The sequence below is a fragment of the Streptomyces sp. NPDC058674 genome, from assembly GCF_042716505.1.
Taxonomy (GTDB): Bacteria; Actinomycetota; Actinomycetes; order Streptomycetales; family Streptomycetaceae; genus Streptomyces.
Window position 1 is genome coordinate 75772 of record NZ_JBHXSC010000001.1, and the last position, 16238, is coordinate 92009.

At 75.0% G+C, this 16238-nt stretch carries 12 protein-coding genes; 7 read left to right on the forward strand and 5 right to left on the reverse strand.

Annotated elements, in window-relative coordinates:
- Window positions 1-59 precede the first annotated feature (59 nt).
- From ACFWU6_RS00365 to ACFWU6_RS00375, 3 genes are all read right to left on the reverse strand, one after another.
- A complete protein-coding gene (locus tag ACFWU6_RS00365; RefSeq protein WP_383976994.1) occupies window positions 60-560 on the reverse strand; it encodes an STAS domain-containing protein in 501 nt (166 codons plus the stop codon).
- Window positions 561-773: 213 nt separating this feature from the next.
- Window positions 774-2141 (reverse strand): protein kinase, encoded by a 1368-nt coding sequence (locus ACFWU6_RS00370; protein ID WP_383976997.1) that lies wholly within the window; start codon window positions 2139-2141, stop codon window positions 774-776.
- A gap of 202 nt (window positions 2142-2343) precedes the next feature.
- Window positions 2344-2619, reverse strand: coding sequence for a GlsB/YeaQ/YmgE family stress response membrane protein (locus ACFWU6_RS00375; RefSeq protein WP_383812010.1), 276 nt, complete (start codon window positions 2617-2619; stop codon window positions 2344-2346).
- A gap of 155 nt (window positions 2620-2774) precedes the next feature.
- Between ACFWU6_RS00375 and ACFWU6_RS00380 the strand changes: the two genes are divergently transcribed.
- From ACFWU6_RS00380 to ACFWU6_RS00390, 3 genes are read left to right on the forward strand one after another with little or no spacing between them, the layout of a single operon-like run.
- Window positions 2775-3578, forward strand: a complete 804-nt coding sequence (locus ACFWU6_RS00380; protein WP_383812012.1) for an alpha/beta fold hydrolase — start codon at window positions 2775-2777, stop codon at window positions 3576-3578.
- Window positions 3578-4861 carry a PP2C family protein-serine/threonine phosphatase gene (locus ACFWU6_RS00385; RefSeq protein WP_383812027.1) on the forward strand — a complete coding sequence of 428 codons (1284 nt, stop codon included), beginning with the start codon at window positions 3578-3580 and terminating at the stop codon, window positions 4859-4861. The genes ACFWU6_RS00380 and ACFWU6_RS00385 overlap by 1 nt, the downstream gene beginning before the upstream one ends.
- Window positions 4858-5199 (forward strand): STAS domain-containing protein, encoded by a 342-nt coding sequence (locus ACFWU6_RS00390; RefSeq protein ID WP_383812014.1) that lies wholly within the window; start codon window positions 4858-4860, stop codon window positions 5197-5199. The genes ACFWU6_RS00385 and ACFWU6_RS00390 overlap by 4 nt, the downstream gene beginning before the upstream one ends.
- A gap of 128 nt (window positions 5200-5327) precedes the next feature.
- Here ACFWU6_RS00390 and ACFWU6_RS00395 read toward each other — a convergent pair whose 3' ends face one another.
- Window positions 5328-6056 carry an ABC transporter ATP-binding protein gene (locus ACFWU6_RS00395; RefSeq protein ID WP_383977000.1) on the reverse strand — a complete coding sequence of 243 codons (729 nt, stop codon included), beginning with the start codon at window positions 6054-6056 and terminating at the stop codon, window positions 5328-5330.
- A 171-nt stretch (window positions 6057-6227) separates the two neighbouring features.
- Here ACFWU6_RS00395 and ACFWU6_RS00400 point away from each other — a divergent pair, with 171 nt between their 5' ends.
- The 4 genes from ACFWU6_RS00400 to ACFWU6_RS00415 all read left to right on the forward strand — a co-directional run bounded on the left by ACFWU6_RS00400 (window position 6228) and on the right by ACFWU6_RS00415 (window position 14875).
- Window positions 6228-9548 carry an FtsX-like permease family protein gene (locus ACFWU6_RS00400; protein ID WP_383977003.1) on the forward strand — a complete coding sequence of 1107 codons (3321 nt, stop codon included), beginning with the start codon at window positions 6228-6230 and terminating at the stop codon, window positions 9546-9548.
- The gene (locus ACFWU6_RS00405) at window positions 9545-12277 is read left to right on the forward strand and encodes a hypothetical protein (protein WP_383977005.1); all 2733 of its coding nucleotides are present in this window, start codon (window positions 9545-9547) and stop codon (window positions 12275-12277) included. Before ACFWU6_RS00400 ends, ACFWU6_RS00405 begins: the two co-directional genes overlap by 4 nt.
- Window positions 12274-13278, forward strand: coding sequence for an ABC transporter ATP-binding protein (locus ACFWU6_RS00410; protein ID WP_383977008.1), 1005 nt, complete (start codon window positions 12274-12276; stop codon window positions 13276-13278). The genes ACFWU6_RS00405 and ACFWU6_RS00410 overlap by 4 nt, the downstream gene beginning before the upstream one ends.
- Before the next feature lie 118 nt (window positions 13279-13396).
- A complete protein-coding gene (locus ACFWU6_RS00415) occupies window positions 13397-14875 on the forward strand; it encodes a condensation domain-containing protein (protein ID WP_383977011.1) in 1479 nt (492 codons plus the stop codon).
- 97 nt (window positions 14876-14972) lie between these two features.
- Here ACFWU6_RS00415 and ACFWU6_RS00420 read toward each other — a convergent pair whose 3' ends face one another.
- Complete coding sequence (locus tag ACFWU6_RS00420; RefSeq protein ID WP_383812029.1) at window positions 14973-16193, reverse strand: RNA polymerase sigma factor; 1221 nt, start codon at window positions 16191-16193, stop codon at window positions 14973-14975.
- Between the last annotated feature and the right edge of the window lie 45 nt (window positions 16194-16238).

The window sequence follows — 16238 nt, forward strand, 5'->3', positions numbered from 1 at the left end:
GGCCCGAGCCACCCCACGAGCGGGTGAACCCGCTCACCTGCGGGCTGCGACAGGGCGCGTTACAGGGTGCGAGCCGCCTCGATGCTGTCGGTGGTCGGAAAGAGCGGGCCGGCCTGGGTGAGCTCCAGGACCCGGGCCAGGGAGTGGGGAAGGGGGCCGACCAGGACCAGGCGGCTGCTGCGCAGCAGGCGGAACATCTCGTTGAGCATCGAGGAGTCCGCGAAGGTGATGCGGCTGACGTCCAGCACGACCCGCCGGATCGTCGGGTCGGCCGTGGCCGCGAGGCCGGCAGCTCGGAAGGGGTGCAGGGTCTGCTGGTCGAACTCCCCGACGCACACGATGACCCGCGCGCCGTCGTCCTGGTCCGGCAGGGTGAGGACCTGCTGTTCCCCCGGCCGTTCGCCGTCGGAGGGGAGCGCAGCCGTCCGGTCGCCGCTCTGGTTCAGTGCTCGGACGATCACCCAGGCGAGATCGTCCGGGTTCGGCCGTGCCGGATGGACCGCGGTGAGGTACGCGGCAATTCTGGACGAAATCATCCGCGCGGTTTCTGCATCGGTCATGCGTGCCCGTCTGCCGTCTCCTGCTCTGCCCGAACGCCGTATGGGGTCGGGGATCGTGCTCGCTGTCTCCGGTAGGGGTGTCGTCAGCAGCCGGTCGGGTGTGACGTTAGGTAATCAGCATGTCATCCCGGCCCGCAGGCTGTCTGCCCGCGGAAGACGGGCCCGGGTGGGTGAGCTGGTGCTGTGACCTCTTGGCGGAGGGTCGGTCCGCGGTCAGCGTCTCTTGTCCTTCGTCCCCTTGGCCTTGCCGGGGGGCTCCTTCTTCTTCGCCGCGCCCGGCGCCTCCGCCGGGCGATCTGCGGCTGGTGGCGAGACGTACGAGCCGGACGGGCGGGCGGGCTCCTGGAGTTCCGGTACGGGGGAAGGCGCCTCGGCCGGGAGCTGCCGGGGTGATCCCGGGGATGCGGGAAGGGCCGGCACGGGCAGCGTCGGCCGGGAGGCGGCCGGGGCTGCCGTCTCGGCGCCTTCCGGCGTCGACGGCTGCGCGCGCGAGGGAGCGGTGGCGGGTGTGTCCTTCCCCGCCGGGACGCCGCTCACGGCCAAGGCGCAGGTGCCCGCGATGCTCGCCGCCGCGAGGCCCAGCAGCGCCAGGCGTCCCGGGCTGCCGGCCCTGCTCCGCGCGGGCCGGGGCGGGCGCGCGGCCCCGGGCGTCCGCGCGGGCGTCCACCCGCCGTGATGGGCGGGGGGTGACGGCGGCGGGCGGTGTGCGGAGGTGTCCGTGGGCGCCGCGCCCGCCGCGGTGCGGGGGCTCGGTTCCCGTGCGAGCTCCCGCAGGCGCTGGTGGACGGCGGCGGCGTCGGGGCGTGCCGTAGGGGCCTGGTCGGTCATGGCCTGCAGCAGGCGGGCCAGGCCGGATGGCAGGCCCTCGGGTATCCGGGGGCGGCGCAGGAGGTGGGCGGTGCCTATCTCCACGGGAGTTCCCTGGTACTCGCGACGGCCGGTGAGCGCTTCGAGAAGGGTCATCCCCAGGGCGTAGATGTCGCTGGCCGTGCTCGCGCCCCGGCCGAGGAACTGCTCGGGAGCCATGTAGCCGAGGGTGCCGACCAGGGTGTCGGGCGCGCTGTGGGAGTGGTCGTGGACGGTACGGGAGAGCCCGAAGTCGGCCAGGTGCGGTGAGCCTTCCTCACCCAGCAGGATGTTGGAGGGCTTCACGTCGTGGTGGATGACGCCATGGGCGTGTACGTGGTCGAGGGCCGACGAGATGTCGGCTCCGATCCGCGTGGTCTGGGCGGGGCTAAGGGGGCCGGCGTCCATTCGGGTGCGCAGGGTCACGCCGCGGATCAGTTCGGTGACCATGAAAGCGCCGTGGCCGTGGCGGCCGGCGTCGTAGACGGTGACGAGGGCGCGGTGGGACAGGCGGGCCAGCGTGCGGGCTTCGTCGCAGAAGCGGTCGGCGGTGACCGTGTCCGCGCCGGGGCGGAACACCTTGACGGCCACCTCACGGCCCAGCACCTGGTCGACGCCGCGGAAGACGTCCGCCGTACCACCGGAGCCCAAGAGGCCCTGGAGCCGGTAGCGGCCGCCCAGGAGGGTGTCGCGTGCGAGTGGAGCTGCGTGCTCCGAGACGGACGGGGCCGGCATACGGGATCCTCCTCCATTCACGGGCAGTGGCGCGCACCTACCCCCCGCGGGCCGCACTACGCACCGGCATCCGGAAGGGGAGGCGGCGGTTCGGGCCGGTACCCGCGACAGCGGAACGGCTCCGTCCTCAGGAGAGGGCGGAGCCGTTTGCGTCCGGGTGGGACCGGGTCGACCGGTCGCTCAGGCGTGGTCGACCGGTCGCTCAGGCGTGGCTGTGGTGGCGCTTGCCGGCGACCAGTCGGTAGACGGCCAGGAGGATGACGGAGCCGATGATGGCCGCGATCCAGGTCGAGAGGTCGAAGAAGCCGTCGATCGAGTCGACGCCGAAGATGACCTTGCCGAGCCAGCCGCCCAGCAGACCGCCCGCGACACCGATCAGCATCGTGATGATGACGCCGCCCGGGTCCTTGCCCGGCATCAGCGCCTTCGCGATGAAGCCCGCGAGCAGTCCGATCAGAATCCAGGCGATGATGCCCATGACGCTTCTCCTACCTCGATGAGTAAAGCCGGTGTCAACGATCGTCTTCACCACCCGGCCGATTCCAAACGTCCCGGACTCCTGATCACCTGCGCGGATTCCGGCCCCCTGCACATCTGTGCCGGAGGCGGTGCGGGTGATGCGAGACTGACGGGATGGATATTCGTCATAGGAACAACGTCACCGTCACCGGTCGTGCGGACGGACCGGTGCTCCTGCTGGCGCACGGGTTCGGCTGCGACCAGAACATGTGGCGCCTGGTCGTCCCCGCGCTGGCCGAGGAATTCCGGATCGTGCTCTTCGACTACGTGGGCTCCGGCAACGCGGACCCCTCGGCATGGAGCGAGCAGCGCTACAGCTCGCTGGAGGGGTACGCCCTGGACGTGCTGGAGGTCTGCGACGAGCTGGACCTGCGCGATGTCGTCTTCGTGGGGCACTCGGTCAGCGCCATGGTCGGTGTCCTCGCCGCGGCGCAGGAGCCGCACCGGTTCTCCCGCCTGGTGATGGTCGCTCCCTCGCCCTGCTACATCGACGGGGACGGGTACCGCGGCGGGTTCAGCGCGGACGACATCGACGAGCTGCTGGAATCCCTGGAATCGAACTACCTGGGATGGTCGGCGGCCATGGCCCCGGTGATCATGGGCAACGCGGACCGTCCCGAGCTCGGCCGGGAGCTGACGGCCTCGTTCTGCGCGACCGATCCCGACATGGCCCGGGTGTTCGCCCGTACGACGTTCCTGACCGACAGCCGCAAGGACCTGGGGACGGTCGCGGTGCCGACGCTGGTCCTGGAGTGCAGCCAGGACGCGATCGCTCCCCGCGAGGTGGGGGCCTACGTCCACGCGGCGATCCCCGGCAGCCGGCTGGTCACGCTGGAGGCGACGGGGCACTGCCCGCAGCTGAGCGCCCCCCAGGCCACCGCCGGGGCGATCAGCGACTTCATCGGGGCGCGCCGATGATGTGCCGCACCGACGCGGACCGGGAACCGGACGGAGAGCCGGACGTGGACGCCACGGACTCGGCCTTCATCTCCCTCCTGGAGGACAGTGCGGAGGAGCTGTACGACCAGGCTCCGTGCGGTTACCTGTCCACGCTCATGGACGGCACGATCGCCAAGATCAACGCCACCCTGCTGGGGTGGCTGGGCCTGGAGCGGTCCCAGGTGGTGGGGCGCAAGCGGTTCACCGATCTGCTCACGGTGGGCGGCAGGCTCTACCACGAGACCCACTTCGCCCCGCTGCTGCAGATGCAGGGCGAGGTCAGCGGCATAGCCCTGGACATCAAGGCAGCCGGCAAGCAGCGGATGCCTGTGCTGGTCACCTCACGGGTGAAGACCAGCGGCGACGGCGAGCCGATGCTGATCCGCACCACCGTCTTCGACGCCCGTGATCGCCGCGCCTACGAGACCGAGCTGCTGCGCGGCCGCCGGCTGGCCGAGGAGGCGCGCCGGCAGGCGGAGGCCGACCGCGAACGCCTGCAGGAGGCTCTCGCCGTCCTCCAGCAGAGCCTGCTGCCGGCCGCGCTGCCCGCCATTCCGGGGCTGGAGGCCGGCTCCTACTACCACACCGCCTCTCCGGACCTGCTCGGCGGAGACTTCTACGACCTGTTCCCCCTGGGCACGGACCGGTGGGGGTTCTTCCTCGGTGACGTGTGCGGCAAGGGCCCGCAGGCCGCCGCCGTCACCTCGCTGACCCGCTACACCCTGCGGGCCGCCGCCCTGCACGACCCCGACCCGGTCACCGTGCTGACCACCTTGAACACCGTGCTGAACGAGCGGTACACCCGCGGCGACGCCCGCTACTGCACCGCCGTCTTCGGCGTTCTCGAGCCCGGCCGCGGCCACGTCGACGTGCACCTGGCCTCCGGCGGCCACCCCGCCGCCCTGGTGCAGCGCGCGGACGGCGCCGCCGACTACCTGCCCACCCCGGGCGGGATGCTGATCGGGATCCTGCCCTGGGCGGAGTTCACCCCCGCCCGCACCCGGCTGTACCCCGGCGACACCCTGCTGCTCTACACCGACGGCCTGACCGAGGCACGCACCGGACCCGACCGCACGTTGTACGGTGAAGACGCCCTGCGCGCCTTCACCGCCGAACAGCCCGCAGCCGGCCCTCAGGCCTTGATCAGCGCCCTCGGCAGGCTCCTGACGGGCTTCGGCGAGGGACTCGACGACGACACCGCCCTCCTCGCCCTGGGCGTGCCCGCCGCCCTCCCCGCCTCCGCGAGCGAAGACCTGCGATGAACCCGCTGACGATCGCCTCCCGAGACACCGTCACCGGACCCGTACTGGAGATCACCGGGGACCTCGACTACGCGACCGCCCCCGAGCTCCGCAAGACCGTGGACCACCTCACCCTGGCCGCCGGACAGGTGCTGGTCCTGGACCTGGGCGGGCTGAAGTACTGCGACTCCAGCGGCATCACCACCCTGGCGGCGGCCCGCAACCTGGCCGGCGAACAGGGCGCCGGCATGGCCCTTGCCGCGGTCCCCGCCAACACCCTCCGCATTCTCGGCATAGTCGGTCTGGACCGGGTCTTCACCATCCACCCGGACACCGCGACCGCCACCACAGCCGGCTGATCCGGCCTCACAGGAGCACTCGGCCGTCCACGCGGGCGGGGCCGGCCGGCCGCCCCGGGGTGCGTGGCGCCGACCGGGCGTTCCCCGGGGACCCCCATGCTGCGTCGGCGTCTCCCTGGTCCCGCAGGTCAGGCCGTGACCGTCCGCTCCGCGCCGCGCTCGTCGACGACGCGGCCGTCGCGCAGTTCCACGACCCGGTCGGCGAGTTCCATCAGGACCGGGTCGTGGGTGGCGACGAGCACGGTGACCCCCTCGCTGCGCACCACGGCCCGCAGCAGTTTCATGATCTGCAGGCCGGTCTCGGAGTCGAGCTGCCCGGTCGGTTCGTCCGCGATGATCAGGTCGGGGTCGTTGGCCAGGGCGCGGGCCACGGCGACGCGCTGCTGCTGGCCTCCGGAGAGTTCGCCCGGCCGCTGCCCCGCGTGCTCGCTCAGGCCCACCAGCGCGAGCAGGGTGCGGACCCGCTCCTCGCGCTCCTCGGCCGGCATCCGGCGCAGCCTCATCGGTATCCCGACGTTCTCGGCGGCGGTCAGCACCGGGATCAGGCCGAAGGACTGGAACACGAAGCCGAGCCGGTCGCGGCGCAGCTCCAGCAGCCCGGCCTCGCCCAGGCCGGCCAGGTCGGTACCGTCGAGGAAGACGGTGCCGCTGGTCGGGGTGTCGAGGCCGCCGAGCACGTTCAGCAAGGTCGTCTTGCCGGAGCCGGACCGGCCCTTGAGCGCGGTGAGCTCGCCCCGGCGCACCGCGAACGACACACCGCGCAGCGCGTGCACGGCCCGCTCCCCGCTGCCGAAGCTGCGGTGCACGTCGTCCACCCGCACCATGGGCGCCGACCTGCTGTCCTGGTACTGCGTCATGGTCTGGTCTCCCCCTGGGATCTGCCGGCCGGCGGCCTGCGACGGCGCTGCACGGTCGATTCTGCTCACCCGTCACATCCTGCGCGCAAGTCCCTTCCCCCGCCCGTTCGAATCTGGCAACATCGTCCGCTATCCGGTACCAGAGGTCCGGATGGGGGAGGAAAAGAGCACATGTTCGGCTTCGTCGTGCGCCGGCTGCGCGGGCGACTGCCGCTCGCCGGCGCCGTTCTGCTCACCGTACTGATCACCACCACCGTACTGACGGCGCTGTTCGCCTTCACCCGCGGCGTGGGCGAGGCGGGGCTGCGCCAGGCCCTCCGGGGCCCGGGCCACGACCGGACCACCGTCGTGGTGACCTCCGAGCACCCGGCGGCCTCGCGCGGCGCCGACGACCGGGCCGTACGGGGCTTCTCCGACGAGCTGTTCGGCCCGCTCCCCGTCCGTACGGAGAGCCTGGGCCGCAGCCGGCCGTACGGTCTGCCGGGCGCGGCCTCCCCCGGCAAGCAGACCGACCTGACCGTGCTCGCCTCCCTCGACCGGCAGCGCGCACGGCTGCTCGCCGGCCGGTGGCCCGAGGCGGCCGCGGCATCCGGGCGGATCGAGGTGGCCGTGCCCCGGGCCGCCCTGGTCCGGCTCGCGCTGACCGAGGCCGCGCTCCCCGCCGAGCTGCGCCTGACCGACCGCTACGGCGACGGCACCCTCGCCGTGCAGGTCACCGGCGTCTACCGGGCCGCCGACCCGGGGGCCCCGTACTGGCGGCTCGATCCGCTCGGGGGGCGCGAGGTCCAGGTCGGCAGTTTCACCACGTACGGCCCGCTACTGGTGGGCGACTCCGCCTTCACCTCCGGGGCGCTCGCGCAGGACGGCCGCTCGTGGCTGCTGGACCCCGACTTCTCGGGGGTGGGACCCGCCGAGGCCGAGGCCGTCCGCGGGCGGGCGGCCGGCCTGGGGAGCGGGCCGGGCGCGGCGGAGCCGGCGAGGACCGGACCCAAGGCCCCCGCCGGCTTCCAGGTCCGGACCGAACTCCCGCACGTCCTGGAGGAGCTGCGGTCCGGGCAGGTCGTCGCCCGGTCCTCACTGCTGGTCGGCACGCTCCAGCTCACGGTGCTGGCGGGGGCGGTGCTGCTGCTGGTCTCCCGGCTCCTGACGGACCGGCAGGAGCCGGAGCGGGTCCTGCTCACCGCGCGCGGCTCCTCCCGCCTGCGGCTCGGCGCGCTCGGCGCGGCCGAGTCGCTGCTGCTCGCCCTGCCCGCCGCGGTCCTCGCACCGCTCCTGGCGCCGCCCCTGCTGCGGCTGCTCACCCGGTTCGGCCCGCTGTCGCGCGTCCCCCTGGACACCTCCGGGACCCGGCTGCTGTGGCCGGTCGCGGCCGGCTGCGTCCTGGCGTGCGTCCTGTTGACCGCGCTGCCCGCCGTACTGCGCGGCGCGGGCGCCGCAGCCCTGCGCCGCAGCGGCCGGCGCCAGGTCCTCGTCGCGGGGACGGCCCGGTCCGGGGCGGACCTGGCGCTGGTGGTGCTGGCGGTCCTGTCGTACCGCCAACTGGCCCGGTACGGCGGCGGCGACGGTGCCACCCCGGGCGTGCAGGACCCGTCCGGGCTCGGCATCGACCCGGTACTGGTCGCCGCGCCGACGCTGGCCCTGTGCGCCGGAACCCTGCTGGTGCTGCGGCTGCTCCCCCTCGCCGCCCGGCTGGGCGGGCGGATCGCCGCGCGCGGCAGCGGGCTCGGGCCCGCGCTCGTCGGATGGCAGCTCGCGCGCCGCCCGAAGCGGGCCACCGGACCGGTCCTGCTGCTCGTGCTCGCCGTGTCCAGCGGGGTGCTGGCGCTCGGCCAGCACAGCGCCTGGTCGGCGTCCCAGCGCGACCAGGCCGACTTCGCCACGGCCGGCGGCCTGCGGATCTCCGACAGCGACCTGTCCCCCCTGGGCCGCGGCGGCCGGTACGCCGCCCTGCCCGGCGGCGACCGCGTGATCCCGGTGGTCCGCGGCACGCAGGACCTGCCGGCCGGCAGGTCCGCGCAGGTGCTCGCCCTCGACGCGGCCGCGGTGGCGGACCGGGTGCCGCTCCGCGCGGACCTGCGCGACGGGCGCCCGATGCGCGAGCTGTTCGCACCGCTCGCGTCGGGCGGCGCCGTGGGCGGGAACACCCTGGAACTGCCCGGCCGCCCCCGCCGGATCGACGTGGACGTAACGGTGGGCGCGGCGCCCGGGACCAGTCGGCCGGGCCTCGCGCTGCTGCTGCGCGACCGCTTCGGACTGACTTTCCGGACGCCGGTGCTGCCGCTCCCCGAGTCCGGGCCCGGCACCGTCTCGCTGGACCTCGACGCGCTGGCCGGCGCCCCCCTCGGGGCCGCCGCCGAGCCGCTGGCGCTGGCGGGACTCGTGGCCTCGTACGAGGTGGAGCGCCGCACCTACGGCGCGGACGGGGCCCCGGCGGCCAGCGGGTCCGACTTCGGCGAGCTGACGGTGCGCCGCATCGCCGTCGCCGACGGCCCCGGCGGGCCGTCCACGACCGTGCCGGGGCCCGACCCCACCGCCGGTTGGACGCTGAAGGCCGCGACCCCGCTCAAGGGCGCCGTCGTCGCGGAGCTCCCGCCGGCCGCGGGCGGCGGGCCCGCGGACGGGGCCCTGCTGCGGGTGCGCTACCGCGCCGGCCCGCAGACGGCCGGCGGCGTCCGGATCGGACTGGTCCCGGGCGCGGCCCCCGCCTCCGAGGTCCCGGGGGTCGCCACCCGTGCCTACCTGCGCGCGGTCGGCGCCAAGGAGGGGGACGTGGTCTCCGTCCCGCTGGGCTCGGCGCGCGTCCCGGTGCGGATCGGCGCCGCCGTCGGCTCGCTGCCCGTGGCCGGTGACACCGCCGTGGCGGTCGATCTCCACGCCGTGGCAGGGCTGTTGGCGGCCGACGGCGTGCAGGAGGTGCCCGCCGCCGCCGAGTGGTGGCTGCCGGCCCGCTCGGCCTCCGACCCGCTGCCCGCACGGGCCGCGGCCGAACTGCGTGCCGGCGCCGGCGCGCAGCGGGTGGACCTGCGCGAGGAGGTCGCCGCCGCACTGCTGGACGACCCGCTGAGCGCGGGCCCGCAGGCCGCGCTGACCGCGCTCGCGGTCGCCTGCGCGATCCTGGCGGCGATCGGCTTCGGAGCCTCCTCGGCGGCGTCCGGGCGGGAACGCTCCCGGGAGTTCGCGGTGCTGCTGGCGCTGGGCACCCCGCGCGGGAAGCTGACCCGGACGACTGCCGCCGAGAGCGGTCTGCTGGTCGGGCTCGCGACCACCGTCGGGATCGCGCTGGGGGCCGCCATCGTGCACCTGGTGGTTCCGCTGGTGGTGCTGACGGCGGCCGCGCGGCCGCCGGTGCCGCGGGTGCTGGTGGACCTGCCCGGCGTACCGACCGTGCTGCTGGCCGCCGCGATCGCCGTGGTGCCGCTGCTGTCGGCCGTCCTCGGCGGCCGACACGACCGAGAAGTGGCCGTCCGGCTGCGCCACGTGGAGGAGATGTGACCGGCCCGGCCCACACGGCCCGCAGCACTGCCGAAGCGCGCCGGACCCGGCCCGCGCCCTGGGTGCGGACCCGGTTGCGGGCGGCCCCGCTGACCGTGCTGCTCGGCGCCGCGCTGGCCTTCGTCGCCGTACTGGCCGCGGCCGCGCTGCCGCGCGCCGTCGACCGGGGCGCCGACGCGGCCCTGCGCTCCTTCCTGCACGATCAGGGCCCTTCGCGCACCAGCCTGACCGCCACCGCGACCTCGCGGTACGGCCCGATGGATCCGCAGCAGCTGGACTCCGCACTGGCCGCGCTGCGCGCCCGCACCGGCGGCGCCTTCCGGCTGGACGCGAGCGGCCCGGTACACGGCGCCCGCGGTCTCCGGGGCCGTCCCCTGGCCGGTCCGGAACTGGCCCGGCCCGACGGCGTCGACCCGCAGCTCAGCCTGGTGCACCTGCCGGAGGCCGCCGCGCACACCGCCCTGGTGGCCGGCCGCATGCCGGGCGCGTCGGCCCCCGGCGCCCCCGTCCAGATCGCCCTGTCCCGCGGTACGGCCGCGGCGATCGGCGCTCCGGTCGGGACCGTACTGGAGTCCCGGGCGGGCATATTCGGCACCGCTCGCGCCGAGGTGGTCGGCCTGTACGAGGCCACGGACGCCACCGGGGCCTACTGGACCGATCTGGGGTGTCTGGCCTCACCCTGCCTGAAGACGACGACGGGCCTTCCGCCGATGCGGTACTGGGAGACGGCCGCGCTCGTCGGCCCCGAGGCCCTCGACCGGCTGGCCCCTTGGGGCGAGACCGCCGAGTACTTCTGGCGGCTCCCCGTGGACACCGGTGTCCTGCGAGCCGACCTGATGCCCTCCGTCTCCCGCGAGGTCGCCTCCTTCGTCGCCGGCCCCGCCGCCACCGGGCTGTCGCGCACCGTCGGCCGGCCGGACCTGCGGGTCTCCTCGGGTCTGCCCGACCTGTTCGCGCGGGCCGAGGCCCGGCAGCAGGCGGCGGCGCCGCTCGCCGCCATCGGCCCGGCCGGGGTGGCGGGCGTGGCCGCCGTCGTCTTCTTCCTGGCCGCCGGGCTGGGCGGGGACCGGCGCGCCGCCGAGCTGCGGCTGCTGCTCGCGCGCGGCGGCTCCCGGCGGTCCATCGCGGGCCGCCTGCTCGGCGAGTCGGCCGTCACCGTGCTACCGGCCGCCGCGCTCGCCTGCGCCCTCGCCCTGCTGTTCGTGCCCTCCCCCCGGTTCACGGCGTCCCTGCTGGCCGCGGCGGGCGTCACGGCCCTCGCCCTGCTGGCGTTTCCCATACGGGCCTTCGTCCTGCTGTCGGGGCGGCGCGGGTCGCGTCCGCGGCGCCGGCTCGTCGCCGAGGGGCTGGTCCTCGCCGTCACCGCCGCGGCCGTGTGGGAGGTCCGGCGGCGGGGGGTCGCGCCGTCCGGCGCCGGGCTCGACCCGCTGCTGGTCGCCGCCCCGCTGCTGCTCGCGGTGTCCGGGGGCCTCGCGCTGTCCCGCCTCCAGCCCCTCCTCGTGGGGGCCGCGGCCCGCGTGGCCGGGCGCGGTTCCGGCCTGGTCGGCTTCCTCGGTCTGGCGCGCGCGGCACGCGGCACGGGGGGCGGCGCCCGTCCGTCCGTGCTGCCGGTGGTCGCGCTGTTCCTCGCCGTCACCACGGCCGGCTTCGGTGTCACGGTGCTCGGGTCGGTGGATGCCGCACGGCTTCAGGCCGCCCGCCAGGCGGTCGGCGGGGACAGCCAGATCTCGGCGCCCGCGGGGCAGTCCCTCCCGCCGGATCTGGTCAGGGCCGCCGCCGCGCTGCCCGGGGTGCGCACCTCCGTGCCCGTGTGGACGAGCGACGGGTTCGTCTTCGGCGACGCCCCGACCCCGGTCCACATCACCGTGGTCGTCGCCGAACCTGCGGCGTACGCGGAGCTGGCCCGCGCGGTCGGGCGCGGCGGGTTCGACCCGGCCGTCCTCGCGGCAGGCGGCCCCGGTTCCCCGCTGCCCGCGCTGGTCAGCCGCGACCTCGCCGGTCCGAAGGTGCTGCGGGTGCGGATCGGCAACGAGGACCTCCGCGTCGCGGCCGCCGCCGTCGTCGACGGGACGCCGGTACTGCCGGGCGCCGGCGCCGCCACGCTGGTGCTGCCGGCCGGGCCGGCCGCCACGGCGCTGCCCCGGTCCGCCGGGGCCAACCGGTGGTTCGGCCTCGGCCGGACCGACGGATCCCGCCTGACGGAGCTGGTCGGCGCGGCCGTTCCGGCGTCGGCCGCCGCGCAGTACCGGGTCGGCACGAGCTCCTCCGTCGTGGCCGGGCTCGCCTCGGACCCGCTGCAGGAATCGGCCGGGCGGCTGTTCTGGGCGTCGGTGGCGGCCGCGGCCGGCTTCGCCCTGCTCGCCGTGATGCTGACCCTGGTCCGGGCGGCGCCCGAGCGGGCCGCGCTGCTGGCGCGCCTGCGCACGATGGGGCTGCGGCCCCGGCAGGGGATGGCGCTGGTCCTCGCCGAGGCCCTGCCGCAGGCCGTGGTCGCCGCGTTCGGCGGCGCGGTGGTGGCACTCGCCTCGGCGGCCCTCCTCGGGCCGGCCGTGGACCTGTCCACGCTCGTCGGCTCCCGGGTGCCGGCCGGGCTGCGGACGGCCGCGGGGCCCGTACTGGCGCAGGCCCTGGGCCTGGCGGGCCTGGTGTCTGCGGTCGTGCTGGCCGAGGCGGCGATATCCGGCAGGCGACAGATCACCACCGAGTTGAGAGCGGGAGACCAGCGATGAGCAGCGAAGCGCCGACCTACCAGGAGCTGCGGCAACGGGCGCTGGCCGCGGCGGAGCCACGCGGCCGTGCCGCCGGCACCGCGATCGTCTGCGACCGGCTGGTGCGCATCTTCACCACCGCCGGGGTGGAGGTCCAGGCACTCCAGGGACTCGAACTGACCGTCGCACAGGGCGATCTGATGGCGCTGGTGGGCGCTTCGGGGAGCGGAAAGTCCACCTTGCTGAACATCCTGGCCGGCCTGGACGTCCCCACCGCCGGCACCGCCACCGTCGGCGGCTACGACCTGCTGGAGATGTCCGCCAAGGACCGCCTGCGCTACCGCCGCGAGGCCGTCGGCTTCGTCTGGCAGCAGACGGCGCGCAATCTGCTGCCCTTCCTGACCGCCGCGCAGAACATCGCCCTCCCGATGCAGCTGCGGGGCGGCGGGCGCGGCGCGGCCCGCCGCCACGCGGCCCGGACCGGCGAGCTCCTGGAGGCCCTCAACATCGCCGACCTCGCCCACCGGCGGCCCGCCGCGCTCTCCGGCGGCCAGCAGCAGCGGGTCGCGATCGCCGTGGCCATGGCCAACGACCCGGCCGTCCTCCTCGCCGACGAGCCGACCGGCGAGCTCGACTCGGAGACCGGCGCGGCCGTCTTCGAGGCCTTCCGCACCGTCAACCGGGAGCTCGGCGCCACCGTGGTCATCGTGACCCACGACCCCCTCGTCGCCGGCGAGGTCCGCCGTACGGTCGCCATGCGCGACGGCCGCACCAGCACCGAGGTGCTCCGCCGCACCGTCACCGACGAACACGGCACCGAGTCCGTCAGCGAACGCGAGTACGTGGTGCTCGACCGCACCGGCCGCGTCCAGCTCCCCCACAAGTTCCTCGCGGCGCTCGGCATGGAGCACCGGCTGGCGGTCGACCTCGCCCCCGACCACATCGAGCTGCGCCCGGACACGCACACCGACACGCACACCGACACGCACACCGACACGCACGCCGATTCCGGGGAGGGCTGACCTCCGCCGCACCCGGCCGAGCCGCCCCGCCCGCTCGCGGGCAAGGGGGGTCCGTCACTTCCCCGGCCCGGAGGTCGTTAGGGCCTGGGGGTTGGCTCGGGGGCGAAGGGATGACGGAATGCGGCAGTTTCCTCTGGAGATGCACCACGTGGCACCCGGTCGGGTGGTCGAGTGGCGGTTGCGGTCCACGGCGGCGGAGGCCGAGGGCCCGGGCGGTGCGGCGGGCAGGAGGGCGTCCTTCAACCAGGACAAGCACTTCACCGTCGCCGAGGAGAGCCGGGCTGCCGACGATCCCGTCGCCTCGTGGATCGCGGTCACCTTCGAGGTGGCCGGACGGCTGGACGAACCGGCCCTGGCCCGGGCCCTGCTGGCCTTCGTCCAGCGGCACGAAGTGCTGCGGTGCGCGTTCCGCCGCCTGGCCGGTGAGCTGGCCTGCGAGCCCTTCGATCCGCTCGAACTCGCCCTGGACGCCGAGCATGTGGCGACGTTCGACACCACGGAGCTGCTGCGCGGCTTCCTCGTCGAGCGCTTCACGCGGAGCATCGACACCCTGTCCTGGCCGCTGTTCGTCATGGGCGCGGTGCTCCGCGAGGACTCCGCCACGGTCTACCTCGCCTTCGACCACATCGTGTGCGACGGCATGTCGATGCCGGTGGTCGTCCAGGAGGTGATGGCCGCGTACGAGGCCCTGTGCCGCGGCGAGGAGATCGCGCCGGCTCCCGCGCCGAGCTACCTCGACTTCGCCGAGGAGCAGCGCCGCCGCTACCTGTCCATCGACGCCCGCGACGAACGCCTGGACTACTGGAGGTCGTTCATGGGCCCGGAGGAGGAGTTCTTCCCCCGTTTCCCCCTCGATCTCGGCGTGGAGCCCGACCGCATGTACCCGATCGTCAACGAGGCGTCCACGCTGCTGGACTCCGGTGAGGCGGAGGTGTTCGAGAAGACCTGCCTGGCCGTGGGCGGCAAGCCCTTCATGGGGGTGCTCGCCTCCGTCGCGGTGTGTCTGCGCGACGCCGGCGGACCCGGGGTCTACCGCGGTCTGATGCCGGTCAGCGAGCGGGGCCGCGACACGTGGGCCGACTCGGTGGGGTGGTTCGTGAACACCATGCCCATCGAGTTCGACGCCTCGCCCGGCCGGGACTTCGGCCAGGTGATGGCGGGGGTGCGGGCCGGGTTCGGCGAGATGATCGGCCACATCGACGTGCCGTTCGTCCGGGCCTGGGAGCTGCTGGCCCCCGAGGAGTTCGCGGCCCGCTCCTGGCCGTACCCGGTGAACTTCTTCTCGTACATCGACATGCGCAGGTGCCGGGGCGCGGAGCGGCACGACGAGTGGCGGCCCGCCACCCACGTGTGGTCGGCGCGGGCGAACGGAGCCTGCTCGTGGTTCCAGCGGGACGCGAACGGGCTGCACATGAACTCCCTCTACGTCGACACCGCGGCGGCCCGGCGCACCATGGGCGACTTCCAGGAGGCGCTGCGCCTGACCGTGCAGGAGGTCACCCGGTCCGGCGGCTTCCGCCGGCCCATCGCACTGACCCCGCCGCGGCGTCCGGTGGGGACGCCGCTCGACGCGGCCGCGTTCGCCCGGCACGGCTGAGCGGGGGCCGCAGGGCGGGGCGCACCGCGGACCGGGGGCGGGGTCGAGACCCGGGGGCGGGGCCGGGAGCGGGGCCGGGGCGGGGCGGGGCACACGTTCAGAGGCGGCCGGCGCGCCGGAGGAGCAGGGCGCGCTCGCGGGCGTTGTGCGTGAGGCCGGCAGCCCGCTCGAACTCGGCGCGGGCTTCCGCCGTGCGGCCCAGCCGCTCCAGCAGGTCGCCCCGTACGCTCGGCAGCAGGTGGTAGGCGCGCAGGGCCGGTTCCGCGGCGAGGGCGTCGACCAGCGGCAGCGCCGCCTGCGGCCCGCCGGCCATCGAGACGGCCACCGCCCGGTTGAGCTCCACCACCGGTGAGGGGACCAGCTGGACGAGCCTCCCGTACAGCGTGGCGATCGTGGTCCAGTCGGTGTCCTCGTAGCGGACGGCCGCCGCGTGGCACCCGGCGATCGCGGCCTGCACGGAGTAGGGGCCGGTGCCCGCGTGCCGCATGGCCTCGACTCCCCGGCGGATGAGCATCCGGTTCCATGTGGAACGGTTCTGGTCGGCGAGGAGCACCGGCTCGCCGTCCGGGCCGGTGCGGGCGGAGATCCGGGAGGCCTGGAACTCCAGCAGCGCGGCGAGGCCGTGCACCTCGGGCTCCCCGGGCATCAGCGCGGACAGGACGCGGGCGAGGCGCAGGGCGTCCTCGCACAGGGCCGGGCGGACGAGGTCGTCGCCCGCGGTCGCCGAGTAGCCCTCGTTGAAGACGAGGTAGATGACCTCCAGCACGGAGGCGAGCCGCTCGGCGCGGTCGGCTCCGTACGGGACCTCGAAAGGCACCGCGGCCATGGCGAGCGCCCGCTTCGCGCGGACGATGCGCTGGGCGACGGTGGGCTCCGAGGTCAGGAAGGCCCGGGCGATCTCCTGAGTGGTCAGGCCCCCCATCAGGCGCAGGGTGAGCGCGATCCTGGACTCGGTCGCGAGGACCGGGTGGCAGGAGGTGAAGACCAGCCTCAGCAGGTCGTCGTCGATGTCGTCCGGGTCGGCCGGCTCGGCGGGCGGCGGTGCGTCCTCCAGGGTCCGGCCGACCTCGGCGAGCTTGCGCGCGTACGTCTCCTTGCGGCGGACGAGGTCGATCGCGCGGTGTTTGGCGGCGGCCGTGAGCCAGGCGGCGGGCCGGTCCGGCACGCCCGTCCGGGGCCACTGCTCCAGAGCGGTGACCAGGGCGTCCTGGGCGAGTTCCTCGGCGATGCCGACGTCCCGCACGATCCGCGCGACGGAGGCGATGATCCGCGCGGACTCCATCCTGAACACCGTTTCGACCGCTTGGGCCGTATCCACTGCCGTCACGGCCACCCATCAGAGCAGCCGTGACGCGGCGGGGCA

Coding starts and splice junctions, on each gene's coding strand:
- ACFWU6_RS00365 (WP_383976994.1), bottom strand. CDS start 560: ATGACCGATGCAGAAACCGCGCGGATGATTTCGTCCAGAATTGCCGCG.
- ACFWU6_RS00370 (WP_383976997.1), bottom strand. CDS start 2,141: ATGCCGGCCCCGTCCGTCTCGGAGCACGCAGCTCCACTCGCACGCGAC.
- ACFWU6_RS00375 (WP_383812010.1), bottom strand. CDS start 2,619: ATGGGCATCATCGCCTGGATTCTGATCGGACTGCTCGCGGGCTTCATC.
- ACFWU6_RS00380 (WP_383812012.1), top strand. CDS start 2,775: ATGGATATTCGTCATAGGAACAACGTCACCGTCACCGGTCGTGCGGAC.
- ACFWU6_RS00385 (WP_383812027.1), top strand. CDS start 3,578: ATGTGCCGCACCGACGCGGACCGGGAACCGGACGGAGAGCCGGACGTG.
- ACFWU6_RS00390 (WP_383812014.1), top strand. CDS start 4,858: ATGAACCCGCTGACGATCGCCTCCCGAGACACCGTCACCGGACCCGTA.
- ACFWU6_RS00395 (WP_383977000.1), bottom strand. CDS start 6,056: ATGACGCAGTACCAGGACAGCAGGTCGGCGCCCATGGTGCGGGTGGAC.
- ACFWU6_RS00400 (WP_383977003.1), top strand. CDS start 6,228: ATGTTCGGCTTCGTCGTGCGCCGGCTGCGCGGGCGACTGCCGCTCGCC.
- ACFWU6_RS00410 (WP_383977008.1), top strand. CDS start 12,274: ATGAGCAGCGAAGCGCCGACCTACCAGGAGCTGCGGCAACGGGCGCTG.
- ACFWU6_RS00415 (WP_383977011.1), top strand. CDS start 13,397: ATGCGGCAGTTTCCTCTGGAGATGCACCACGTGGCACCCGGTCGGGTG.